A 23,700-nucleotide genomic window follows, 5' to 3' on the forward strand; every position below is an offset into this window, starting at 1 on the left:
CAACTTGCGTGATGGGCGACCAATGGAAGTTTATCTGGCGCAACCGCGCGGCTTCTGCGCGGGCGTGGTGCGTGCGATCGAGATCGTGGAACGGGCGCTGGAGAAGTACGGCCCGCCCGTCTACGTGCGCCATGAGATCGTGCACAACAAATACGTCGTCGAGAGCCTGAAAAACAAAGGCGCCATCTTCGTCGAGGAGTTGTCCGAGGTGCCGCCGAAAGCGGTGACGGTCTTCAGCGCTCACGGAGTCGCCCGCAGCGTCGAGGAAGAGGCCGCCGCGCGCGACCTTCCCGTGCTCAATGCCACCTGCCCGCTGGTCACGAAAGTTCACAATCAGGGGAAGCGCTACATCACCAAAGGCCGCACGCTGATCCTGATCGGCCATGCCGGCCACCCCGAGGTCGAGGGCACGATGGGCCAGGTTCCCGCCCCCGTGCTGCTTGTCCAAAGCGTTCAAGAGGTTACGGCCCTGACGCTGCCGGCGGATACGCCAGTGGCCTACATCACCCAGACCACCCTGTCGGTCGACGACACCAAGGATATCATCGCGGCCCTTCAGACCCGCTTTACAGATATTCAAGGTCCGGATATCCGGGATATCTGCTATGCGACACAGAACCGCCAATCTGCGGTAAGGGACTTGAGCAAGCTGGTCGACGTGATCTTGGTGGTGGGCGCTGCCAATAGCTCGAATTCGAACCGGCTTCGCGAAATCGGCACCGAAGCCGGCGTTGCGAGTTACTTGATTGCCGACGGCAGCGAGCTCAATCCGGAGTGGTTGAAAAATGCCAGGACCGTCGGCATCACGGCCGGCGCTTCGGCGCCCGAGGTACTCGTGGATGACGTGATCGAAGCGATGCGGCGAATCGGACCGGTCAAGGTCCAGGTGTTGCCGGGCCGCGAGGAAAACATCGAATTCCGGCTTCCGGCCCAACTGGCTGCGAGCTGACCCACCCGAATTGAAAAGCCCAGAAAGAAACTTGTAATGGCCATCCCCTTCTTCAAGGAAATGCGTATCGGCGGCTATTTGCTCAAGCAGAAACTGCTTGGCCGCAAGCGCTATCCGCTCGTGCTGATGCTGGAGCCGCTGTTTCGTTGCAACCTCGCCTGCGTCGGCTGCGGCAAGATCGATTATCCGGATGCGATCCTCAACCGCCGCATGACCGCGCAGGAGTGCTGGGACGCGGCCGACGAGTGCGGCGCGCCGATGGTCGCCATTCCCGGCGGCGAGCCGCTGATCCACAAGGAGATCGGCGAGATCGTGCGCGGCCTCGTTGAGCGCAAGAAGTTCGTCTCGCTCTGCACCAACGCGCTGCTGCTCGAGAAGAAGCTCGATCTGTTCGAGCCCTCCCCGTATCTGTTCTTCTCCGTGCATCTCGACGGCCTGAAGGACCATCACGACAAGGCGGTGTCGCAGAAGGGCGTGTTCGACCGCGCCGTCTCCGCAATCAAGGCGGCCAAGGCGCGCGGCTTCACCGTCAACGTCAACGCCACCATCTTCGACGGCCATCCGGCCGAGGAGATCGCGAAGTTCCTCGACCTCACCGTCGAGCTCGGTGTCGGCGTCTCGATGTCGCCCGGCTACGCCTATGAGCGCGCGCCGGACCAGGAGCACTTCCTCAACCGCACCAAGACCAAGAAGCTGTTCCGCGACGTCTTTGCGATGGGCAAGGGCAAGAAGTGGAATTTCATGCATTCCGGCCTGTTCCTGGACTTCCTCGCCGGCAACCAGGAATACGAGTGCACGCCCTGGGGCATGCCCGCGCGCAACATCTTCGGCTGGCAGAAGCCCTGCTATCTGCTCGGTGAAGGCTACGCCAAGACCTTCAAGGAGCTGATGGACACCACCGACTGGGAGACCTACGGCACCGGCAAGTACGAGAAGTGCGCCGACTGTATGGCCCATTGCGGCTACGAGCCGACGGCGGCGACCGCGGCCCTCAACAACCCGCTGAAGGCGATGTGGGTGTCGCTGCGCGGCATCAGGACCTCTGGTCCCATGGCGCCGGAGATCGACATGTCCAAGCAGCGCCCGGCGCAGTACATCTTCTCGGCGGAAGTGCAGAAGCGCCTGTCGGAGATCCGCAAGGACGAGGCCGAGGCCGCGCAGGCAAAGGCCGCGCAGAAGGCTTCGACCGCGGCGTAAGCGGACACGATCTAGTCTCACGACGAAGCCCGGTCGCATTCGCGGCCGGGCTTTATCTTTGCGCGCCGATGTGCCGCAAGGAGCGGCCCGTGTCCCGGACGCGCTGCCGCGCATCGTCGAAGGGACGCTGCGCGACGGCCGGGGCACGAGTCGCAAGTGTGTTGCTCGCTCTCCCTACGCCGTCATTGCGAGGAGCTCTTGCGACGGAGCAATCCAGACTGCCTCTGCGGAAAGATTCTGGTTGCTTCCGCCTTCGCCGAGGCTTCGGCGGACAAGTCGCTGCGCTCGCAATGACGGAGTGTGCGGCCAGCAGCTTGCTCTTACCATTCACGCTCCTCATCGCAGACACACCTTCGCATTCCCGCGGCGCCTTTCGCCCGAGCTTTGCTGTTCGTTCACGCCCCATGAAAGCCAGAGGGCGCAGGGAAGACCGGGCGCCGGCGGCACCCGCGGTCCGCGTGCATGGAAAAACGCACACGGGGTGGACTACAGGTGTTGCCGGTCGCCCGGCCTTCCCTGCGCGGATGGTTTTAACGGTGTCCTTCGTGCTCTCCTCGGGGAGCGATGCACTGTTGCCCCCGTCGCGTTGCGGCTGGTCGATGCACGCGCCCGGTCGGGCCGCCGCATCACCGCAAGGCTTGACGCCAGCCTGCGGGCGTCAGGACCACACGACTTCTCCGTCCGCGGACGGTCTGGCCTGATCGCCGAGAGCTAGCGTGTGCTCGCCCCCGGACGACGACCAAAACCGCTGTGACCACGCCGTTCGTCCCGCGATGCTTATGACTCGCGGTTGCCCGCCCTGTCATCGCCTCTCGCGCCGGCGCTGCCGCGTCCACCGCACCCCGACCCGCATCTCGTGACGATCGCGAAGCGCCCCTCTGGGAGGGCCGGGATAAGCGCTCTATGCCATAAATCCGAAATTCGGGAAAGTGGAATATTTTTGCGGGAGGGGATTGACGGGTGTTGGGGTGTTTTGCACGACGGGTCATTTTGACCAGCCGCTAGCCGCCCCTCTCGCCGTCATTCCGGGGCGCGCGCAGCGCGAACCCGGAATCCATCGCGCGGCTGATCCTGCGCCCCAATGGATTCCCCGCAAAAATTGGAAAAACAACCCCATGCACAGTAGAAGCGCGGCTCGGTCGAAGACAGCAATCGCCTCGTTGCGTCCGCCTGCGACCACACGGAGGTAGCAGGAAGCCGGACGAACGATCTCGCGTGCTTCGACCTGAAGGTGTATATTAGTATCAGCGCTTACAGGAGGCTGCCCTGCCCCACGTCGCCAAGGTGTTCAAATCCGGCAACTCCCAGTTCATCCGATTGCCGACGCAATCTCATTTCTCGGTCGATGAACTCGAGGTTTCTCGCAAAGGTGACGCCGTCATTCTACGCCCCCAGCGGAGCGCCGCCGGAACTTGGGCATCGCTTCGAGCAGCCGTCGCGCAGGGCTTCAGCCCTGACTTCACAACCGAGGAACGAGCGAGTAGCCGCCTCTTTGGCTGAACACCACGCGCGCAATTACGGTGACAGTCCAGCACGGTCACCGTAATTCCCTAACGCCAGATTCTATGACAGCGTCAGGCGTCCAGCACTTTCGCCGCCCAAGGCTCGCGATACGGCAGATTTCCAATCTTCAACAACTGCTGGATCAGCTGGGGTGCCATCTTCAAGGAGCGACATATCTCCAAGAATCATGGCTAGCCCATCAGAACGTGTTCTCTTCCAAGCTTCTTCAAGGAAGATAAACATTGCTGAGTAAGCTTGATCTTCTGTCATTATAATCCCCGCCTATACCGCAACATCGAACTCATGACCTCGATCCGGGCGAAGCATATCAAAAGAAAAGGCCCGGTCGCACGACCGGGCCTTTTCTTTCGCCAGATCGAAGATCCCGCTCACGCCGCCTTCGACACCAGCGCCTCGCTCTCGATGATCTCGGTCCCGATCAGATAATCGCGGCAGCCGCGCAGTGAGCGCAGCGCGCGGTTGAAGTCGATGCCGGTCGAGACCAGCGCATGCAGCGTTGCCGGATTGCGCACGATGCCGCGCAGCACGGCGGCGAGGTCGATCTGGCCGTTCGGCTTGATCGCGGCACGGGCGAGCGCCGGCAGCGCGCGGTGGGCGGGATCGCTGATGACGCGGACCGCGGCAAACGGCAGCCCGGCCTCGGCGGCGTAGGCGGCGGCGATGTGGCTTTCCATGTCGACGGCCGAAGCGCCCGTCTCCGAGTGCAGCGCCGCCTTGCAGGCGCGCTTGGTGACCACTTCCTCGGCACCGGCGAGGCTGCCACGCACCACGCGGCGACGGCCCGAGGTCAGGCGGTCGATCAATTCGTCGCCGAGCGAGAGCCCTGCGGCCCAACGGGTGTCGCCGTCGAGCACCTCGGTCGCCAGCACGACGTCGCCGGAGCGCAAGCTCGGGTCGAGCCCGCCGGCCACGCCGAACGAGATCACGCCGCGAATCGTCTCCGGATCCACCACCGTCAGCAGCGCCCGCAACTGGGTCGGGCTGCTGGATGAACAAATAACCGCCATTCCGGGCCCGGCTGCGATGCGGGCCTCCTGAACCAGTCCGGTCACGATCAGTATCGGCCGCGGGTCGATGGCATTACCCGCGGTAAGATAGTCCCCCGTCCCCAAAGTCACATTCCGACCCCTACCACCCTGCTGTTGGTGTTCCGCAAGTTCCGATACCGCGCCAACGCCCACAGCGGGAAGAACTTCGGGTAACCATGATATCGCAGATAGAATACACGCGGAAAGCCTGTGGCGGTGTACCGTTGCTCGTCCCACAGTCCTTTTTTGTTCTGTGTTGCAATCAGGTACTCCACCCCGCGGGCGACGGCCGGGTGATCAACCTCGCCTGCCGCCATCAGGGCAAGCAAGGCCCATGCCGTTTGCGAGGCGGTCGAGGGGGCGGCCTCCCATCCCCGGTAGTCGAGGCGGTAGCTGACGGCGTCCTCGCCCCAGCCGCCGTCCTTGTTCTGGATCGAGGCCAGCCAATCCGCGGCCTTGCGAATCATGGGATCCCCGTGGTCGACCCCGGCCATGTTGAGGGCGCAGAGCACCGACCAGGTTCCATAGATGAAGTTCATGCCCCAGCGGCCGTACCAGGAGCCCTCAGGGTGCTGGGTCTTCCTGAGGTAGGCGACCCCGTCGGCCACGTGCTTGCTGGTCTTTTCGGTCTCGCCGAGCTGGGCCAGCATCGAGATGCAGCGCGCCGTGACGTCCTCGGTCGGCGGGTCGAGAAGCGCGCCATGGTCCGAGAACGGGATGTTGTTGAGATAGTATTCGAGATTGTTGACGTCGAAGGCAGCCCAGCCGCCATCGTCGCTCTGCATGCCCTCGATCCACTCCCGGCCGCGGTCGATCGCGGCGTCGTAGCCGGTCGCGCCGTGCTCCCGGCGCATGCGGTCCATCGACATCACCACCACGGCGGTGTCGTCGAGATCGGGGTAATGAGCATTGTTGTATTGGAAGGCCCAGCCGCCCGGACGCACGTCGGGCCGCTTCACGGCCCAGTCGCCCTTCAGCTCTAGCTCCTGCTTCGGGATCAGCCAGTCGAGGCCCTGCTTGGCTGCCGGCACCGCCTTGTCGCCGCCGGCTTCCAGCAGCGCATGCGCCGTCAGCGTCGTGTCCCACACCGGCGAGACGCAGGGCTGGCAATAGGCTTCGTCGTCTTTGATCACGAGCAGCTTGTCGATGCCCCGGCGTGTGATCGCGCGCGGCGGGAAGTTTTCATCCTTGCCGAGCGCGTCGTACATCATGACGATGTTGGCCATGGGCGGGTAGATCGCGCCCATGCCGTCCTCGCCGTTGAGCCGCTCCTCGGTGAAGGCGAGCGCCGCATCGATGGCGCGCTTGCGCAAGGCCTTCGGGAACATCGGCTCGATCACGCGCAAGACGGCGTCGAGCGAGCGAAACAGCACGAACCAGGCCATGCTCTGGTGCGGCGCCTTCGCGGTCATGCCGATCGAGCGCGGATCCTGCAGGAACAGCTCGTCGATGCCGACGCCCTTCGGGTTCTTGGCGAGCGGCTTCAGGGCTGCGAGCACCATCAACGGCACCATCGTGGTGCGCGCCCAGTATGAGATCTTGTTGAGGTGGAACGGCGACCAGAATGGCAGCAGCACGATCTCGATCGGCAGCACCGGCACCGCGCGCCAAGTGACGACGCCGAACATCGCGAGCAGGAAGCGCGTGAAGACGTTGCTGTGAATCGCGCCGCCGCGGGCGTGAATGGCCTCGCGCGCGCGCACCATGTGCGGGGCGTCGACGGGATCGCCGATCATCTTCAGCGCGAAATAGGCCTTCACGCTGGCGCTCATGTCGAACTCGCCGTCATGCACCAGCGGCCAGCCGCCATGGGCGCCCTGCACGCGGCGCAGATAATTGGCGATCTTGGCTTCGAGCACGGCATCGACCGGCTCTGCCAGATAGTGGCGCAACAGGACGTATTCGGCCGGAATCGTGCAGTCGGCCTCGAGCTCGAACACCCAATGGCCGTCCGCCTGCTGGAAGTCGAGGACGCCCTGTGTCGCCGATGCAACGCTCGATTCCAGGATGGCCGATTGCAAGATCCCTGGTTGCAAGGTCCCTGGTTGAAGGGCTTCGCGGCTGGTCGCGTTCACGGAATCCATCTCGCTCGATTGCTCCGATAGTCGATTGAAATTGGCCGGGACGTCTGCCCGTCAGGGCCGCTTTGCGGCGAGAACCAGATCGGCGGCGCGATCACCGGACCGGACCGATCCCTCGATGGTTGCAGGCAATCCCGTAGCAGTCCAATCCCCCGCGAGGAACAGGTTTTTCAGCGCGGTGACCGGCCCCGGACGCAGGGCATTCTGCGCCGGCGTCGCCGCAAATGTGGCACGACGCTCGCGCACGATCTGCCAGGGGGGCAATTCGCCGGATACCCCGCCGGCCTTGCAGACGTCGTTCCAGATCGCCTGCGCCAGTTCCTCGCGCGGCATGTCGACCAGCCGGTCACCGTTGCTGATGGTGACGGACAGCCGGTTCGGGAACGCGAACAGCCATTCCACGACGCCGCCGATCACGCCCAGGATCGGCGCCGAACCCGGCGGCGGTGTGATCCGGAAATGCGCGTTCACGATGGCGCGGAATTCGGTCGGCGTCTTCACGCCCGGCAGCAGGCTCGCAGCAGCGCGCGGCGGCACCGCCATCACGACGACGTCCCCCTCCCCGATCTGAACGACAACCTCGCCGCCGAAATTCAGCGCGCTGGCCTTGCCGTCAGTGCTGGTGAAGGACCGCAGCTCATGGCCCAGCTGCACGGTATGGCCACGGTCCTGCAGGAACTTCACGGCCGGCTCGATCAGCACGGCGCTGAGACCATCGCGCGCGATCAGGGGACGGCAGGCCTGTCCGCCGGCAAGCAGCGTCTCGCGCACGATGGCGCCGGCGAGGCCAGCCGAGCCCTCGGGCGGATCGACATTGAGCGCCGCGAGCAGCAGCGGCTGCACCAGACGCTGATAGAGCACGCCTTCACAAGGAATGGATTTGCCGACCAACGTGTCTTCCGACGCCCAGATCAGCGGCGCCAGCTTCAGATAATCGGTGAGGCCCGTGTCGGGCACGCGGCGGCCTTCGTCGAGCACCCAGGTCGGCAGACGACCATTGCCGAGATCGATCTGCCAGCGCTGCCCGGTCTTGACGTCGACGAAGGGAAACTGCGCAGTTTCAGGACCGACGAGGCCCGCCTCGGTGCCGATCGAACGCGCATAGGCGCGCGCGTGGCTATTGCCCGACAGCAGCAGATGATTGCCGTTGTCGATGGTGAGATTGGTGGCGCCGTCGAAATAGGAACGGCAACGGCCGCCGGCCTGCTGCGTCGCCTCGTGCACGGCGACCTTGAAGCCGGCATTGGCGAGCCGCACGGCGGCGGAAAGGCCGGAAATCCCGGCGCCGATGATATGTGCTGTCTTTTGCATCAGATGAAAGCGTAGCGGAGCAGGATCAGGATACGTGTGACCTTTGACACACGCACCGGCTGGCGCGGCGCGTTGAAGCCGCGCGCAATCAGGAGATCCAGAATGGAATGATAGTATTTCGACATGATCCGCGGCGCGCGCACCGTGCGGCGCTTGTTGCGGTTCATGATCTCGTCCGACTTCTCGAAATGCGCCTTCGCACGCTGCGTCAGCGGCAGGCAGACCTTCGGCAGCGCGCGCTCGGCGATGACGCGGTTCGGATCGTCGGAGGTGATGCCGGCATGCAGCAGCGCCTCGCGCGGCAGATAGAGCCGGCCAAGGCCGGCGTCTTCGTCGATGTCGCGCAGGATATTGGTGAGCTGGAGCGCGCGGCCCAGATGATAGGCGAGCTGGATGCCGTCTTCCTCGGGCAGGCCGAACACCCGCACCGACAGCCGTCCCACCGCGCTGGCGACGCGATCGCAATACAGATCCAGCGTCGCCATGTCGGGCGCGCGGATGTCCTGCGGCACGTCCATCTCCATGCCGTCGACGATGGCGAGGAAATCCTCGCGCTTGAGGCCGAAGGTCTTCACCGAGCCGACGTAGTCCTTCAGCCGCGGCGGCGGATTGCCCTGATAGAGCGCGTCGATGTCGTTGCGCCATTCCTGAAGCGCGGCGAGCCGCTCCGCGCGCGGGCCGTCGGAATCGGCGATGTCGTCGACCTGCCGGCAGAAGCTGTAGATCTGGAACATCGCTTCGCGCTGGTCATGCGGCAGGATGCGCATCGCGGCGTAGAACGAGCTGCCGGATGCGGTCGAGCCATAATTGGCGCCGGGCGAGGTCGCCTCAAGCGTCATGTGCAGTCCCCGGTCTGGAAATGGCCTTGCGTCCGATCGCGCGGCGGCCGGCCTCGCCGATCATTCCGGCAAGGCTGAAGATGAGCAGTTCGAACTTGTTCAGGTGCACCCGCTCGCGCAGGGGATCGCGCACCTTCAAGAGGCGCACGATGCGATCGGCATAGGCCTGGATCACCGCGACGTCGACGCCGAGGCGGAAATCCCGGATCTCCGCAGCAAGCGACCTGCCCTCGTCGAGCAGCGCTTCGTTGCGCGACGCAAGCGCCTGCAGGCAGGCCAGCATCGCCGGCGGCGACTGCGAAAGCCCGAGCTGCTCGACGGAGGCACCGTGTGCTGCCAGCGCATCGCGCGGCAGATAGACGCGGTTGAGCTCGCGGAAATCCTTGCCGCAATCCTGAAGGTGATTGTTGATCTGCAAGCCTGCGCAGAGCGCATCCGATGCGGCCCAGGTCGAGGTGCTCTCGCCGTGGACATCGAGCATGAAGCGGCCGACCGGCATCGCCGAGTAACGGCAATAGTGGATGACCTCGTCCCAGTTCTCGTAACGCAGCTTGGTCACGTCCATGCGGAACGCGATGAGCACGTCGAGCGCATGGCGCGGCGCCATGCCGCGCTCGGCCAGGGCACGGCGCAGGATGACGGCCTCAGCCTGGGTCTCGCCCTTGCCGAGCAGCTCCGCCTCGAGCAGGTCGAGATAAGCGAGCTTCTGGTCGGGCGGCAGGGTCGCGTGGTCGGCGATGTCGTCGGCGGTGCGGACGAAATTGTAATACGCCAGGATCAGGGCGCGATGACGCGGATGAATGATCCAGGACGCGACGGGAAAATTCTCGTCGCGGTCACCCTTACCGGATCGCAATTCGCTCGCAGAGGTCATCGAGGGCTGGTTTACAATCGTTTGGACAGGAAGGGCTTCTTCGCTCGCGCGGGCTCATGCCGGCGATCCGCTGCGGCCCCCATATAGGGGAATACGACCGCAAAACCAATCCTGTCTCTCGATGGCTGCCCCTTGCGGATCGGGCCCGAAAAGGCGGCCCAAAGGCCGCCTCTTATAGGCCAGTGGCCGAGCTTACTGGTTGTGGGTCTTCAGGACCTGGTCGCAGGCCTGGGAGATCTTGGCCCGGTTCTCCTTGAGGCAGGCCAGGATGGTGAAATCGCCCTGGTCGATGACCGGACGGCAGAACTTCTGCACGTCGCGCGTGCAGGCCTTCTGCTCGGCGTCCGTGCCACGGCCCTGCTGGGCGAACGCCGCCGTCGAAACAGAAGCCGACAGCAGGGTGAGAGCGACGAGAAGCTTACGCATTGTATTCCTTCATTCTGACGGCAGAATCGCACCGGACCCGGACTGCACAGGGCGGACGACCGGAACGGATTGTTCTGATGGCAAGTCGCCGCGGGAGGTGCGGCCTCAGAGAAGGCACAAGCACTGGCAAATGCGGCCAAATTGGCGCCACGCCCACCAAATCAGGTCTTCCCTGCGCCTTCATTGGCAGATGTAAGAGATTGATACTACGTCATAATTCGGATGCACTGCGTTTTACTGCATACCTGTTGCAGAGCTGCATCTGTCCGCCCCGCCTTTCCCGCCGGAAACACGCAGAAACAGGGCAAATCGACCGGTCCAGGACTGGCGAGAGGCGTCGTGAACCGCCATCTCTGGCGGCCGGGCTTTGAACCTGACACTGGCTCGGAGCACTAAACTTTCGATGTGGCGAGACGTTATCACGCGTAAGCGGGCGTCGTTCCAAAACGGGATATTTGAGATGAAATTCTTTGGGCGATCTGGACTGGCAATCAAGGCGGCCGGCATCGGAGCGGCGCTGCTCTTCTCGGTTTCGGCAGGCCACGCTCAGTCGTCCGGCCCCTTTGCCGGTTTCGACGGCGCGTGGACCGGCACCGGCACGGTGTCGCTGTCCGACGGCTCCACCGAGCGCATTCGCTGCAAGGCCGACTACAAGGTCGCCGGCAGCGGCCTCAATTTGAAGCAGGCTCTGCACTGCGCCTCCGACAGCTACAAGTTCGACCTCACCAGCGACGTGACGAGCCAGGGCGAGCGCATCTCCGGAAACTGGAGCGAGTCCAGCCGCAATATCTTCGGCAACCTTCAGGGCACCGCCGGCGGCGGCCAGATCGACGTGTTCGTCGAGGCCAACGGCTTCGCCGCCAATCTGTCGCTGCGCACCAACGGCACCAAGCAGACGGTGCAGATCAGCTCCAAGGGCGAGATCCGCGGCGTCAACATCACCATGACGAGGAGCTGATTCGTCCAGCTTCAATGGAATCATGGCCCCCGGTTCTCGCGAGCCGGGGGCTTTTTGCTGACATGAACTCACCCGGAACGGACTTGCCGAGATGGACCCGATACGCAGGCATCTGCTCAAGGCCGCCGGCCTCTTCGTGGCCTCTCGCGCCTTCGCCAATGATCACCAGGGAGCGAACATGCAGCCTTCGTCCGTGAAGCCGCGTCACGTGCTCTGCTTCCTCGGCAGGAACGAAAGCCTGCTGCAACCGCCGAAGGCGGTGGCCAAGACCATCGCCGATTTCGGCTTCGAGATCGACCGCAGCTATTCGCAGGCCAAACCCGATCCGAACATGGCGCGATCGTTCGGCGTGTGCTGGGACCGCGTCTTTCCGAAGGCATGGTCCGCGGCGGACGAGGCGGCGGTCGCCAACCACAAATCAGTCCTCTACGTGCTGGGCCCGCCGATGGCTCAGCAGAAGACGGCCGTCTTTTCGGCCGCCGCCTTGCAGATCGTGGACGAAATGTTCGACGCGGGCGCCGTGGCCGCAAAAGGCGAAAGCGCCGGCATTGCCCACGGCGTCGCGCGGTGGCGAAGTCTCATGGATCAGGCGCGCAAGGGCGCCATCACCAGCCAGGGCCTGAGCATGACCCTCGCCGTCGGCAAGGCCTGTCGCCTCGCCTTCGCCAAGCGCCCGCTCGCCGGCGATCGCTACTTTGAGAGCGTCGGCTATCACCTCGTCGGCCTGCCGGAGGTCTATGTCGCGAAATCGCGCGGCAACGAATGGTCCGCGGTGATGCTGATGGAGGAGATCGCCAACGCCATGGCCGAGCACGGCATCGAAGCGACGCTGCGCGATCGCAAGCTCACGCTGTCGCACGAGCAGGACTACGCCGAGAGCGATTTCAAGTTCAATCCGTACGGGATCGTTCGGATCGACGCGTGAGCGGGACAACAGCGACCAGCAGCCCGAGCAGTCCGTAGGCACCTGCCAGGACCAGGATCAGGCCGCTGTCGCCGGCAGTGTCGACGGCAGCGCCGGTGAGCGGGCCGCCCAACATTCCGCCGATGCCGCTGGCGAGCGTGAAGGCCGCACTGCCCGCCAGCAAAGTCGGGCCGCCGAAACGATCGCCCAGTTCGGCAAGCGCGACGGTGGTGACGCCGTATGCGCACGCGCCCCAGACGAACAGCAGTATGAACAGCATGAGCAGTCCCTGCTGGACGGCAATGGCGAGCAAGACGGCGCCGGCTGCGGTCGCGGCTGCAAGCCCCAAAAGCACGAGCCGCCGCGGACACCGGTCTGCAAGCCAACCGACCGGCACTTGCAGGAACACGTTGCCACCATTGAGCAAGGCAAGGCCGATGGCCATCGCCTGCTCGGAATATCCGTTCCTCATCCCGAAGGCCGGCAGAAAGGTCAGCGTGGCATGATCGAACAGGGCAAAAGTCGCGACCGCGGCGAGCAGCACGGGCGCGCGCGGAATGAAGCTCGTGATCGGCGTGCGCTCCTTGACGGAGAAGCTGGGTAGCCGCGTCGCGAAGATGGCCGTGATCAGCGCAGCGGCGAGCAGGGCCAATATGCCGACCGCGAATGGCCACCACCCCGAGGAGCCCGTGAGCGCAAGCGCGAAGGGCCCAAGCGAGAAACCGGCGGCCAGCACGGCCGCATAGAGTCCCATGACGCGGCCGCGATAGACCGGCACGGCGATCTCGTTCAACCACGCCTTGTTGACGATGTAGAAGCCGCCGATGGCGAGACCAAGCACGAACCGCGCCGGAAACCAGATCCATAGCGTGCGAAAGACCATCATCAGGGCGAGCGCTGCGGCCGCGATCAGGGCAAGCCCAACGGCAGCCTTGTAGGCACCCGCTCCCTGCACGAGACGCGGCACGCAAAGCGCGGAGCTCAAAAGCCCGATCGGCATCATCGCGGCATTGGTGCCGATCAAAAGGCCGCTGAATTGCTCGCTCTTGAGAACGAGAGCGAGCAGCGGCGACGACAGGCCGACCGCGACCGCGAACACGCCCACCGTTGCGGTCACGAGGGCGACCTTCGCCCAATCCGGCGCATCGACGCTGTCGACGCCACCTCCAGACACAGCCTCGTGGGCCGGCTCAGCGCGCATGTCGCCCGTCCTCAGAGCTGAGGTGCGCCATGGATATGGTTCCCCAGCGCGTTGTTGGTTCGCACGTCCACCCGCTGAATCAGGGGCGGCGCGGACCAGCTCCCCGCAGCATGCAGTTGAACAAGATGGAGTTGCAAAAGTTCATCAAGAAGTCTGCGCGTTCCCCGAGACTTCGCGGTTGCACCAGCTCGGCGTCAGCTTCTGCCGATCGCGATCGACGCGATCAACACAGGATCAAATCCGCCTGACGACGCATTCGCACCGGCACCTGAAATAGACCGAGTCTGGGTCCTCTCCCCACGCGTCCCAGCCGGCTAGCGCCGCCTGAATTTCGTCATCCGTCGCGAGCCCCTTGCGGACGAGTTGCGGCCCCAGGCTAAGCAGGCTCCGCCGCGCATCGGCCACAGCTTCGCTGCGGCTGGCGGCATCGGCACTGTGGTTGACATAGCTGGCGCCGGCCCAGACCGGCGTGAAGCCGTGGGCGCGAAGAATCGAACTCTGCCGACGGCCGAAGAAGAGCGCCCCCGGCTCAACGTGCTCGTACCAGCGTTGCCAGAGGTCCAGCGCGAGGTGCACGCCGTCGATTTCGGGGTGAAGAATGTTGCCGCCGGCATCGGCATCGCGCGTTGCGACGAAGCCACCCGGCTTCAGCACCCGCCGCGCTTCCGCCAGCGTCCGCATCAGTGTCGACCGGCTCTGATGGTAGAGCACCGCGTGAAAGAACACGGCGTCGAACGATCCATCCTCGAACGGAAGCGCAGTCATGTCGGCTTCGACAAAGGCCAGATTGGTCGAACCCGCCTTGACCGCGAGCTCGTTGGCGGGCCGCAATCGCCTTCGGCGCGATATCGACTCCGACCGCCTTTCCGACAAAGCCCGCGAGCGCCGCTGTGATGGTCCCCGGCCCGCAACCGGCGTCGAGCAGGATCATGTCCGGCGTCAGGAACGGGATGAAGAACGCAGCGGAATCGCCGCCTCGCTTCTGCTGAAACTGCACGATTGAACTGTCGTACCGCATTGGCCGCATCCTCGGCCGGAACACCGGCGCAGTCGTCCAGGCTGCGCCGATTCCATGTCCGATGGATGAAGCCGCTCAGATCGCCGGCTTGTCGGTCCCTTGCAGCTTGGCGTGCAGATTGATCAGCCACATCGCCGTCGGCCGCAGGATGAAGAGGTCGGCGACCAGGGCCATCACCATCGAGAAGGCGCTGAGCCAGCCGAACAGCCGGAGCGACGGCAGGTCGGAGAACACGGTGACGACGAGGCCGCAGGCCAGCACCACCGTGGTCAGGATCAGCGCCGGGCCGACCAGCACCGTCGCCCGCTCCACCGCGAGCGCCGAGCCGACGCCCGGCTTGCTCTCCAGCCGGAGGCGGTTGAGGAAGTGGATGGTGGCGCTGAGGCCGAGACCGAACGAAACCGTGAGCGCGACGACGCTGGCGAATTGCAGGCCCTCGCCCATCGCCCACAGCACCGTTCCCGACATCACCACCGGGAAGATGCCCGGGAGGATGCAGGCGAACATCACCACCCAGGAGCGGAAGGCGAGGCCGATGAAGATCGCGACCAGCGCGAATTCGACGGTGAGCCCGCGGTTCAGCTTCTCGATCATGCTGGCCGAGTTGCGCGCCGCGATCGCGGCAAGGCCGGTCACCGCGACCTCGTAGCCCGGGTGCTTCTTGCGGACGGCGTCGAGCTCGGCATCGAGCTTGTCGACGATCGGCAGAAGCTGGCTGGAATCCTTGTCCGGCACGCGGCCGGCGACCACCACCGCGTCCTGCTCGGCATCGATGAAGCGCCGCACCAGATGCTCGGGAATGACGCTGACATATTCCTTCAGCGTGGCGACGTCGGCGCTGCCGGCCTTTTCCGCAAGCCAGCGGCGCAGGGTCTCGACCGACCAGACATTGCCGACACCGGCCGCCTTCTCCACGGTCGCATGCACGTCCGCGATGGTCTGCAGAGTCTCCGGCGAATAGAGCGATTCACCCTTAGGGAACTGGATCAGCACATTGACCGGGTTGGCGCCGGTGAGCTTGGCATCGAGCCGGTTGCTGGCGGCGACGGCCTGACGCTTGTCCGGCACCTGGTCGGCAAGCCGGTAGCGCGGCTCCAGATTGGCGTAGATGACGCCGAGGCCGCCGACGAACAGCACCGCGATCAGGCTGAACAGGCCGGGCCGGCCCACCATCCGCACCGCGATCCAGTAGCAGAAATTGCGCAGCGCCTGGACGCCGGCATCCGCGCTCTGGAATTTGACCGCGAACGTCTTCTCGTTGCGCACGAGCAGCACGCCGAACACCGGCACCAGCGACAGCACCGCAACCAGCGCGATGATGGTGGCGGCGAGGCCCGCCTCGCCGAACTTGCGGATCAGGTCGGAGTTGGAGAACTGCAGCGCGATGAAGGAAATGCCGGCGGTGCCGTGCGTCAGCACGCAGGCCGGGCCCACCACCAGCACCGCGTTCTTGAACGCGGTGAACTTGTCCTGGCCCGCGATCAGCCGGTCGCGCGCGGCGAAGGTGAGCTGCATCGAGTCCGAGAAGCTGATGACCATGATGAGCGGCGTCATCACGTTCAGGAACATGTTGAGATTGAAATTGGCCCAGCCGAGCGCGCCGAGCGCCAAGAGGATCGCGATCATCGGCGGGAACGCCGCGGCGACCATGAACGAGATCTTGCGGAAGAAGATGATGGCGATGATGCAGCCGGCGAGGATGCCGAGGATGTTGTAGGTCAGCCCGTCGCGCTCGACGGCATTGCGGATCTCGAGCTGCATCACCGGCACGCCGGAGAGCTGCACGTTGAGACCGGTGTCGCTGAGATCCTCCTTCATCAGCGCGCGGATGTCGCCGACGGTCTTGGTCAGCTTGCTGGACGCCACCACCTCCGGATCGAGCGACAGCACGACGAGCGCCAGCGTACCGTCTTCCGACAACAGCTTGCCGCGGATGATCTCGTTGTTTTTGACGGTCTCGATGAACTTGTCGTAGTCGGCGCCTTCGGGCAGCTCGGCCGGGAACAGCGCCGCCGGCAGCTTGCCCGGCGCGGGCGCCTGGCGTGCCGAGAACAGCGAGACCAGCCCGCGCGTGCCTTCGACCAGCTGCAGGTCGGTGATGAAGTCGCGCAGCTTCTCCAGATTGTTCCGGGCCAGCAGGTTCTTGCCCTCGACCACGACGAGGACGTCGAATTCCTCGGCCGGGAACTTCTTGGTCACCTCTTCATATTGGTGGAATTCGCGACTGTCGGAGCGAAACAGCTGCGACAGCGAATCGTCGATCTTGATCCGGTGGATGCCGAACACAGCGCCGACGATCAGGACGAGCAGGACGATGCAGGAGACGATCGGCGCCCGGACGGCGATCAGCCCGATGCGCTCCAGCCCGAAGGCGATCGAGGACGTAGGTCCCTGCTCGACCTTGTCGACATGAACCTCATTCTCGCTGTGCTTTTCGAGCATGCCTTATCCAGTTCCTAAATCGGCTCGGTCTGAGAGCTTATTGCGCCCCGCGAACGGCTTGAAAACGCCATACCAATGGGAGGCTTGCCCTTTGAAAATGCGCGGAAAATCGCCGCCCGGGGTTTAGCAGGTCAATCACCCTTCTCGCAAGCAGGCGAAGTGTGGGCAAATCGATCAAGATGCGGCGATTTCGGGGCCTGACCACAGGTCATCCCGGCGAAGATGTGCCAATTCGACGCGGCGCGCGGTCCGCGCTCTCGTCCTTCAGCGCCACGCCGGTGACCTGCCGGGCCAGCACCTCGCGAACCAGCCAGGCGATCTTGAAGGCGGCCTCGTCGTAGCTCAACCCAGCGTGGTGGATATTGGACACGCAATTTCGCTCGGCGTCGGTGCGGCCGGGCTTCGGGGCAAAGGTCAGATAGGCGCCAAGGCTATCGGGCGCGGACAGGCCCGGCCGCTCACCGATCAGCATAAGGACCATGCGCGCGCCGAGAATGGCGCCGATCTCGTCGCCGAGCGCGACGCGCGCGCCTGAGGCGACGACGACATGGCCGACCGCGACGTCGTCCCCTTCCGCGAGCAGCGGCAGCAGGCGCCCCACCAGCGCCACCGCATGGGCGTGGACCGCCGCCGCGGACAGGCCGTCGCCGATCACGAGCGCAAGCCGGCACGGCGCCGAGGCCGCTCGTGCCAAGACCTCGGCCGAGCCGGGGTCGAGTCGTCGTCCCAGATCCGGCCGCCGCAGATAGTCTTTGCGGTCGAGCGCCTGGCTCCTCACCTCCGTGACGGCAAGACCCAGCGCGCCGAGATCGGCGGCCAGGCGCGGCGCATCGAAGGCGGCATGCACGGCATCGCGGGCGCGGGCATGATCGAGCGTGAAATCGAGCAGCGCCTTGGTCGGCACGCTCGCGCCGCTGCGGCCGAGCGCGACGCGCGCGGGCGTGAACGCCCGCAGATCGAGGGTCGGACGGTGCGGCAGGGCCGGATCAGACATGTCGCATCATTCGGCGGGAACGGCGGCCTCGCGCAGCCGGATCGAATAGTTCGAGGCGTTCTGCCTGCCGCTGGAGGCCGCGCGCGCAAAGGTGATGAGGTGGTGCGCGATCAGGGTGCATCCGATCAGGCCTTCGATATCGCCGCGCTTGATGCGCCCCAGCGCGAACTTCCAGAACACGCGCTTGTAGTCGCCGAGCACGCCGACCTTCCAGAAGATGTTGCGCAGCATGACGAGGCCACGCCTGATGTTGGCCCAGGTCTTCATCTCATCCGGGGTCGGCACCTTGAGGCGGTGAACATAAACGTGGTCGCATTGATACTGGAAGCGCGCGTAGACCTTCTCGGGCGCATACGCGACCGCCATGGCGTGCTTCCAGGACGCGACGACGTCATCATAGGGCAGCAGGAAGTCGACGTTGGAATCGCGGCCGTCGTCCTCGATCAGGCGCCCCTCGCGCTCCAGCCGGTCCCACAGCGGCGTTTTCGGCAGCGCCTGAAGCAGGTTGATCGTCAGCAGCGGAATCCGGGACTCCTCGACGAAGCCGAGCAGCGCCTCGGACGTATTCGGCTTGTCGGTGTCGAGCCCCATGATGATGCCTGACACCACCTCCATGCCGTAGGAGTTGATGGTGCGCACGCCCTCCAGAATCGGGACCATCATGTTGTGGTCCTTCTGCATCGCCTTCAGCGCGTCGGGATCGGGCGTCTCGATGCCGCAGAAGATGGTGATGAAATAGGCCTCGCGCATCTTCTCGAGGATTTCGGGCCGCTTGGCGATGTTGAGCGTCGCCTCGCAGGCGAGCCTTACCACGTAGCCGGTCCGCTTCTGCCATTCGATCAGATGCGGCAGCAGGTCCATCGCCGCCTTGCGATTGCCGATGAAATTGTCGTCGACGAAATAGACCGTGTCGGTCATGCCGCATTCGCGCAGGCGGTCGAGCTCGGCGATGATCTGCTCCGGCGACTTGAGGCGCGGGTTGCGGCCATAGAGACCAGGGATATCGCAGAACTCGCACTGATAGGGACAGCCGCTGGAATACTGGATGCTGCCGAGGAAGTATTTCTTCACGTCGGCAAGCTCGTAGGCCGGGATCGGAAACTCCGTCATCGGCACGCGGTCTTTGGTGGTCAGCACCACCTGGGCCTCGGGAGGCGAGGCGTCGCGCGACAGGATCTCGATCAGCTGGTTGGTGGCATCGCCGAGCTCACCGACATGGAGATAGTCGAAGGACGGATAATAGTCGGGACAGGCGCTGACGGAGGGACCGCCGAGCGCGACCGGCAGATTGAATTCATGAGCGCGGCGGCAGATGTCGTTCATCTGCTGGCGCTGGATGTGCATGCCGCTGACGAAGACCGCTTCCGCCCACTCGAACTCTTCCCTGGTCGTGCGACGCAGGTTCTCGTCGACGAATTTGACCTGCCAATCCGGCGGCAGATAGGCCGAGATCAGCAACAACCCCTGCGGCGGCATGAAGGCACGGACACCATCGGTCAGGGGATAGGAATGCTCGAATGTCCCGAACGACGAGGTGTAGCGCGGAAACACACAGAGAATCCGCCGGGACGTTCCGTTACTTTCAGCTCGCATCTAAGCTCCCCCGCCACGACTGATGGTGCGGAAATTGCCAGCCAGACACATAGCGTAACGCTGCCGCCGGAATTTCTCAATATTGTGGCACAAGCATAATTCGGAGAGGGACCAATGGTTTCCTGAAGGCCTTAGGGAGCTTCCAGCCTCAGGCGATCAGCCGCGAGGCAAAATCGGGCAGCAGGCCTGCATCGCCGGCAAGACGGAAATCGGCGCCCGTAATCCCTGCCTGCGCCAGCCAGTCGTCGAATTCCGGCGCGCGGCGCAGACCGAAGACGTCACGGACATAGAGCGCGTCGTGAAAAGACGTCGACTGGTAGTTCAACATGACGTCGTCGGCGCCGGGCACGCCCATGATGAAGGTGACGCCGGCGGCGGCGAGCAGCGTCAGCAGATTGTCCATGTCGTCCTGATCCGCCTCGGCATGGTTGGTGTAGCAGATGTCGATCCCGAGCGGCAGGCCGAGCAATTTGCCGCAGAAATGATCCTCCAGTCCCGCCCGGATGATTTCCTTGCCGTCGTAGAGATATTCCGGGCCGATGAAGCCGACCACGCTGTTGACCAGCAACGGGGCAAAGGCGCGGGCAACCGCATAGGCGCGCGCCTCGCAGGTCTGCTGGTCGACGCCGTGATGGGCGCCCGCCGACAGCGCCGAGCCCTGGCCGGTCTCGAAATACATCACGTTCTGCCCGACCGTGCCGCGCCCCTGCGACAACCCGGCCTGCTGCGCCTCCTTCAGAAGCGCAAGGTCGACTCCAAAACTGCGGTTGGCGGCCTCGGTGCCGGCGACCGACTGGAAGACGAGGTCGACCGGCACGCCCTGCCCGATCAGCGCCAGCGTCGTCGTGACATGGGTCAGCACGCAAGCCTGCGTCGGGATCTTCAGCCGCGTGATGATCTCGTCGAGCAGCCGCAGCAATTGCGCGATGACGGCCGGATCGTCGCTCGCGGGATTAATGCCGATGCAGGCATCGCCGGCACCCAGCAGGATGCCGTCGAGGATTGAGGCGGTGATGCCCCTGGCATCGTCAAAGGGATGGTTGGGCTGCAGCCGCGTGCTCATCCGCCCTTTCAGGCCGATGGTGTTGCGGAAGGCTGTGGTGACCTCGCATTTCCGCGCCGCCAGAATCAGATCCTGATTGCGCATCAGCTTCGACACTGCAGCTGCCATCTCCGGCGTGATGCCGCCCGCCAGCTTGCGCAGGACATCCGGCGTCGCCGCATCCGACAGCAGCCAGTCGCGGAAGCCGCCGACCGTCAGGGACGCCACCGGCGCGAAGGCCTTCGCGTCATGGCTGTCGATGACGAGGCGGGTGACCTCGTCGGCCTCGTAGGGGATGACGGCTTCCTGCAGGAATTGGCCGAGCGGGACGTCGGCGAGCGCCATCCGCGCCGCGATCATCTGCTCGGCGGTGTCGGCGGCGATCCCCGCCAGCCGGTCGCCGGAGCGCGGCGGCGTCGCCTTGGCAAGGAGGTCGCGCAGGTCCGCGAAGGTGTGGGTCGTGGCGTCGATGGTATGGCGGTAGACCAAGGGTCGCTCCGGGGTGCGTCGGCCGGTGGCCGACCTAAGATTATCCTGAAACTCTACCTTCGGATCAAGACGCTGAAATAACTTGCCTTTCCTACGACCAAGGACGGAGGCAGCCAACGGCCGTGTTAACGCCGCATCCATTTTCGTTCTGCATAGTTTTGCATCAATTCTACACGATCCCGTTCACCGGCCGCTGCAGGCCATTCCGGGCCTCCGAAAACCATGACATCAGATGAATCTGGGAATGCCGCCAAGCTGGCCGGCCGTTTCACGCTTGCCACCAAGCTTTATGCGATCTTCGCGCTGTTCGCGCTGCTGACGGCGGCGATCGCGATGCTGTCCGACTACAACAGCCGCCGCGGCGCCGACCTGACCAGCGCGATCGAGACGGCGAACGCCGCCGCGCTGAACGTCGAGCGCGTCAACTCGCTGGTCTATGCAGTCGTGATGGAGTCGCGCGGCGTCTACATGTCGACCGAGCCCGCCGTGGTGAAGAAATACGGCGAGGGCCTGCTCAAGTTCAACGCCCAGATCCTCGATGTCGTGAAGCGCTGGGAGACCATCGTCAAAGCCGACGATGCCGAGCAGTTCGCCACCTTCAAGAAGCGCATCGAGCAGTTCGTCGAGTTCCGCAAGGAGCTGGTGCGCCGCGGCGTCGAGATCAATGCGGCCGCGGGTCGCGAATGGGGCGACAACGACGCCAACCGGACCGTGCGCTCGGCGCTGAACAAGGATCTCGAGGCGCTGTCCAAGGTCTATGCCGAGCGCGCTAAGCAGATCGCGCAGCAGACCGAGACCAATCGCGAATTGTCCTTCGTGCTGACCTGCCTCGGCGGCGTGGCGCTGGCCCTGGTCGTGATCGGCATCGTCATCATCGCCCGCTCGGTCGCCCGGCCGCTCGCCGCGATCACCGCGACCATCAAGCAGGTCGCCGACGGCACCGAGAATGTCGTGGTGCCGCACTCTGAACGCGCCGACGAGATCGGCGCGCTGGCGCGCGCGATCCAGGTCTTCCAGGAGGCCATGGGCCGCAACCGCAACCTCGCCTCGCAGGTCTCGCAGGGCGCTGCCGCGCGCGAGGAGCGCGCCCGGCACATCGAACAATCCGTCGAGGAGTTCCGCGGCGCGATCGGCGCCATCATGCGCGGCCTCAGCGACAACGCCTCGGTCATGCGCGAGACCGCGCAGACCATCACGCGCGTCACCGCGGATGCCTCTAGCCGCGCCGGCACGGCAGCCAACGCCACCGAGCAGGCCTCGCACAACGTCACGGCGGTGGCGGGCGCGGCCGAGGAGCTGTCGGCCTCGGTCGTGGAGATCGGCCGCCAGGTGCGGCAGAGCGCCGGCGCGGTCGAGCAGACCGGCCAGCGCACCGAGAAATCGATCTCCGAGATCGAGAGCCTCGCCGCGGCCACGCAGCGCATCGACGGCGTGCTCAATCTGATTCAGGCGATCGCCGAGCAGACCAATCTGCTGGCGCTCAACGCGACCATCGAGGCCGCCCGCGCCGGCGACGCCGGCCGCGGCTTTGCCGTGGTCGCTCATGAAGTGAAGGCGCTCGCGGGCCAGACCGCCAAGGCCACCGCCGAGATCAGCGAGAACGTCTCGATGATCCAGGCCTCCACACGCAACGCGGTCGACGCCGTCCGCGAGATCGGCGGCGCGGTACGCGAGATCAACGAGGTCACCTCTGCAATCGCCGGCGCCATCGGTCAGCAGGACCAGGCCACGCGCGAGATCTCGTCCAACGCGCAAAGCGCCGCGCAGGGCAACGAGACGCTGGTCGCCAACATCACCTCGCTGCGAGACGCCATCGGCGAGACCGATACCGCCGCATCCTCGGTGTTGACGGCGGCGGGCAGCCTGACCGAGACCGCAGAGACGCTGTCGCGCGAGGTTGAGAAGTTCTTCCAGAACCTGCGCGCGGGGTCGGCGGACGGCCGCATCGCCAAGGCGGGATAAGGGCGCGTCCACCGCTGCAGGGCCTTCGGTGGGGTCGCTCCGACAAAAAACTGAAAAACAACCCCATGCACAGTAGCCGGGGGCAGCTGAATCAATGGCTTAGCTGCCGGCGCGAGATCATTCTGATTTTACGAAATAGATTTGACTCGTCGGGCAAGACACCGGCATGATGTCATCATGGCGATGGCGGTCTGCTCGGGATCCTAGTCGCCCCACCAGGGGGCGTCCCGTTCGCCGCGCGCTTAGGCGCGCCGGACGTAACCATTGAAGCTGAGGAAAGCACCTATGGCGCCAGTTATCAGCGCTACCACGACGGTAGCGGCCCGGCCGCTGTAGACGGTCGAACCGATCGCCACCGCGACCTGCGGCAAGACGATACGCATGATGCCGCCGAGGGTCATCAGCCAGCCCATTACTGTGATGATCGAGCGCCAGTCCGCCTGCCATCTATTGTGCAGATTGATGATCGCGAGGCCCGCAAGCAACGACAGCAAGCCGGACAGATAGAACAGGATGCCCGTGTGGAGCGCCTCCACGATCATGCTTTGGTACATGCCGAGGTTGATCAGTATGCCGAGCGCGACCGCGACAAATGTTGGCCCCATCAGCCTGGCGAGAAATAGCGAGCGGTCCATGGTGCGTCTCCGCCGCGCGAGCTGCCCGTCCAAGGGACAATTCGATCATCGGGCAGGCGCGCTATGCGGCAATTCATTGTTGCCGAGTATCGGCTGGCCTGGTGCTCGGTCCAGTGGCGGATGCGGCCTTGCGAGGCCCATCGTACCAGGCGGCGTCTCGTTGCTCGCCGTCCTTGTGTCGACCCGATCAAGCGTCGTGACGAACGCCGCGAGTATTGCGACGATCACCGCAG

The 23,700-nt window shown here is 64.7% G+C and carries 19 protein-coding genes and 1 pseudogene; 5 read left to right on the plus strand and 15 right to left on the minus strand.

The features are described from left to right. The first annotated feature begins 22 nt into the window (after nt 1–22). Together ispH and hpnH are read left to right on the plus strand one after the other, a co-directional pair. On the plus strand, nt 23–949 hold the full coding sequence (gene ispH, locus GGD66_RS17330) for a 4-hydroxy-3-methylbut-2-enyl diphosphate reductase (RefSeq protein WP_018315702.1): 927 nt from the start codon (nt 23–25) through the stop codon (nt 947–949). Between the two features lie 36 nt (nt 950–985). Next, complete coding sequence (gene hpnH, locus GGD66_RS17335) at nt 986–2,146, plus strand: adenosyl-hopene transferase HpnH (RefSeq protein ID WP_018315701.1); 1,161 nt, start codon at nt 986–988, stop codon at nt 2,144–2,146. A gap of 1,563 nt (nt 2,147–3,709) precedes the next feature. Here hpnH and GGD66_RS17340 read toward each other — a convergent pair. From GGD66_RS17340 to GGD66_RS17370, 7 genes are all read right to left on the minus strand, one after another. Then, entirely contained in the window at nt 3,710–3,919 is a 210-nt protein-coding gene (locus tag GGD66_RS17340; protein ID WP_183258452.1) for a hypothetical protein, read from the minus strand. Nucleotides 3,920–4,038: 119 nt separating this feature from the next. Further along, nucleotides 4,039–4,788 carry a phosphorylase gene (locus GGD66_RS17345; protein ID WP_183258453.1) on the minus strand — a complete coding sequence of 250 codons (750 nt, stop codon included), beginning with the start codon at nt 4,786–4,788 and terminating at the stop codon, nt 4,039–4,041. Further along, a complete protein-coding gene (gene shc / locus GGD66_RS17350) occupies nt 4,785–6,782 on the minus strand; it encodes a squalene--hopene cyclase (protein WP_183258454.1) in 1,998 nt (665 codons plus the stop codon). Before shc ends, GGD66_RS17345 begins: the two co-directional genes overlap by 4 nt. Nucleotides 6,783–6,833: 51 nt before the next feature. After that, nucleotides 6,834–8,090, minus strand: a complete 1,257-nt coding sequence (gene hpnE / locus GGD66_RS17355) for a hydroxysqualene dehydroxylase HpnE (RefSeq protein ID WP_183258455.1) — start codon at nt 8,088–8,090, stop codon at nt 6,834–6,836. Beyond that, nucleotides 8,090–8,929 carry a presqualene diphosphate synthase HpnD gene (gene hpnD / locus GGD66_RS17360; protein WP_183230993.1) on the minus strand — a complete coding sequence of 280 codons (840 nt, stop codon included), beginning with the start codon at nt 8,927–8,929 and terminating at the stop codon, nt 8,090–8,092. Before hpnD ends, hpnE begins: the two co-directional genes overlap by 1 nt. Continuing rightward, nucleotides 8,919–9,803: a squalene synthase HpnC gene (hpnC, locus tag GGD66_RS17365; protein ID WP_179733952.1), complete on the minus strand. Its 885-nt coding sequence runs from the start codon at nt 9,801–9,803 to the stop codon at nt 8,919–8,921. Before hpnC ends, hpnD begins: the two co-directional genes overlap by 11 nt. Nucleotides 9,804–9,995: 192 nt before the next feature. Next, entirely contained in the window at nt 9,996–10,229 is a 234-nt protein-coding gene (locus tag GGD66_RS17370; protein WP_018315694.1) for a hypothetical protein, read from the minus strand. 460 nt (nt 10,230–10,689) lie between these two features. Here GGD66_RS17370 and GGD66_RS17375 point away from each other — a divergent pair, with 460 nt between their 5' ends. Both GGD66_RS17375 and GGD66_RS17380 read left to right on the plus strand, forming a co-directional pair. Then, the gene (locus GGD66_RS17375; protein WP_018315692.1) at nt 10,690–11,187 is read left to right on the plus strand and encodes a hypothetical protein; all 498 of its coding nucleotides are present in this window, start codon (nt 10,690–10,692) and stop codon (nt 11,185–11,187) included. A gap of 91 nt (nt 11,188–11,278) precedes the next feature. Continuing rightward, entirely contained in the window at nt 11,279–12,112 is an 834-nt protein-coding gene (locus GGD66_RS17380; RefSeq protein ID WP_183258456.1) for a hypothetical protein, read from the plus strand. Here the strand turns inward: GGD66_RS17380 and GGD66_RS17385 are convergent. The 7 genes and pseudogenes from GGD66_RS17385 to GGD66_RS17415 form a co-directional block, all read right to left on the minus strand. Beyond that, nucleotides 12,078–13,292 (minus strand): MFS transporter, encoded by a 1,215-nt coding sequence (locus GGD66_RS17385; RefSeq protein WP_183258457.1) that lies wholly within the window; start codon nt 13,290–13,292, stop codon nt 12,078–12,080. The two genes, GGD66_RS17380 and GGD66_RS17385, sit on opposite strands and share 35 nt — an antisense overlap. A gap of 234 nt (nt 13,293–13,526) precedes the next feature. Beyond that, nucleotides 13,527–14,057: a class I SAM-dependent methyltransferase gene (locus GGD66_RS17390; protein ID WP_409362373.1), complete on the minus strand. Its 531-nt coding sequence runs from the start codon at nt 14,055–14,057 to the stop codon at nt 13,527–13,529. A gap of 85 nt (nt 14,058–14,142) precedes the next feature. Next, nucleotides 14,143–14,319 (minus strand): annotated as a pseudogene (locus tag GGD66_RS42230) (hypothetical protein); the annotation flags it as partial. A 66-nt stretch (nt 14,320–14,385) separates the two neighbouring features. Then, nucleotides 14,386–16,752 (minus strand): RND family transporter, encoded by a 2,367-nt coding sequence (locus GGD66_RS17400; RefSeq protein ID WP_018315688.1) that lies wholly within the window; start codon nt 16,750–16,752, stop codon nt 14,386–14,388. Nucleotides 16,753–16,960: 208 nt separating this feature from the next. Beyond that, nucleotides 16,961–17,746, minus strand: a complete 786-nt coding sequence (gene eutC / locus GGD66_RS17405; RefSeq protein WP_183258459.1) for an ethanolamine ammonia-lyase subunit EutC — start codon at nt 17,744–17,746, stop codon at nt 16,961–16,963. Nucleotides 17,747–17,752: 6 nt separating this feature from the next. Next, nucleotides 17,753–19,339, minus strand: coding sequence for a B12-binding domain-containing radical SAM protein (locus tag GGD66_RS17410; RefSeq protein ID WP_183258460.1), 1,587 nt, complete (start codon nt 19,337–19,339; stop codon nt 17,753–17,755). Between the two features lie 148 nt (nt 19,340–19,487). Next, entirely contained in the window at nt 19,488–20,870 is a 1,383-nt protein-coding gene (locus tag GGD66_RS17415) for an ethanolamine ammonia-lyase subunit EutB (RefSeq protein WP_183237344.1), read from the minus strand. Nucleotides 20,871–21,092: 222 nt separating this feature from the next. Here GGD66_RS17415 and GGD66_RS17420 point away from each other — a divergent pair, with 222 nt between their 5' ends. Next, entirely contained in the window at nt 21,093–22,832 is a 1,740-nt protein-coding gene (locus tag GGD66_RS17420) for a methyl-accepting chemotaxis protein (protein WP_183258461.1), read from the plus strand. Between the two features lie 242 nt (nt 22,833–23,074). On the opposite strand, the gene GGD66_RS17425 is transcribed toward GGD66_RS17420, so the two are convergent. Next, nucleotides 23,075–23,467: a hypothetical protein gene (locus GGD66_RS17425; protein WP_183258462.1), complete on the minus strand. Its 393-nt coding sequence runs from the start codon at nt 23,465–23,467 to the stop codon at nt 23,075–23,077. Nucleotides 23,468–23,700 lie beyond the last annotated feature (233 nt).

This window comes from Bradyrhizobium sp. CIR48 (assembly GCF_014198315.1).
In the GTDB taxonomy this organism is placed as follows: Bacteria; Pseudomonadota; Alphaproteobacteria; order Rhizobiales; family Xanthobacteraceae; genus Bradyrhizobium.

Excerpts from the sequence above, each read along its gene's own strand:
- ispH (WP_018315702.1), top strand. The coding sequence starts at position 23 with ATGGAAGTTTATCTGGCGCAACCGCGCGGCTTCTGCGCGGGCGTGGTG.
- hpnH (WP_018315701.1), top strand. The coding sequence starts at position 986 with ATGGCCATCCCCTTCTTCAAGGAAATGCGTATCGGCGGCTATTTGCTC.
- GGD66_RS17340 (WP_183258452.1), bottom strand. The coding sequence starts at position 3,919 with ATGACAGAAGATCAAGCTTACTCAGCAATGTTTATCTTCCTTGAAGAA.
- shc (WP_183258454.1), bottom strand. The coding sequence starts at position 6,782 with ATGGATTCCGTGAACGCGACCAGCCGCGAAGCCCTTCAACCAGGGACC.
- hpnE (WP_183258455.1), bottom strand. The coding sequence starts at position 8,090 with ATGCAAAAGACAGCACATATCATCGGCGCCGGGATTTCCGGCCTTTCC.
- hpnD (WP_183230993.1), bottom strand. The coding sequence starts at position 8,929 with ATGACGCTTGAGGCGACCTCGCCCGGCGCCAATTATGGCTCGACCGCA.
- hpnC (WP_179733952.1), bottom strand. The coding sequence starts at position 9,803 with ATGACCTCTGCGAGCGAATTGCGATCCGGTAAGGGTGACCGCGACGAG.
- GGD66_RS17370 (WP_018315694.1), bottom strand. The coding sequence starts at position 10,229 with ATGCGTAAGCTTCTCGTCGCTCTCACCCTGCTGTCGGCTTCTGTTTCG.
- GGD66_RS17375 (WP_018315692.1), top strand. The coding sequence starts at position 10,690 with ATGAAATTCTTTGGGCGATCTGGACTGGCAATCAAGGCGGCCGGCATC.
- GGD66_RS17380 (WP_183258456.1), top strand. The coding sequence starts at position 11,279 with ATGGACCCGATACGCAGGCATCTGCTCAAGGCCGCCGGCCTCTTCGTG.
- GGD66_RS17385 (WP_183258457.1), bottom strand. The coding sequence starts at position 13,292 with ATGCGCGCTGAGCCGGCCCACGAGGCTGTGTCTGGAGGTGGCGTCGAC.
- GGD66_RS17390 (WP_409362373.1), bottom strand. The coding sequence starts at position 14,057 with ATGACTGCGCTTCCGTTCGAGGATGGATCGTTCGACGCCGTGTTCTTT.
- GGD66_RS17400 (WP_018315688.1), bottom strand. The coding sequence starts at position 16,752 with ATGCTCGAAAAGCACAGCGAGAATGAGGTTCATGTCGACAAGGTCGAG.
- eutC (WP_183258459.1), bottom strand. The coding sequence starts at position 17,746 with ATGTCTGATCCGGCCCTGCCGCACCGTCCGACCCTCGATCTGCGGGCG.
- GGD66_RS17410 (WP_183258460.1), bottom strand. The coding sequence starts at position 19,339 with ATGCGAGCTGAAAGTAACGGAACGTCCCGGCGGATTCTCTGTGTGTTT.
- GGD66_RS17420 (WP_183258461.1), top strand. The coding sequence starts at position 21,093 with ATGACATCAGATGAATCTGGGAATGCCGCCAAGCTGGCCGGCCGTTTC.
- GGD66_RS17425 (WP_183258462.1), bottom strand. The coding sequence starts at position 23,467 with ATGGACCGCTCGCTATTTCTCGCCAGGCTGATGGGGCCAACATTTGTC.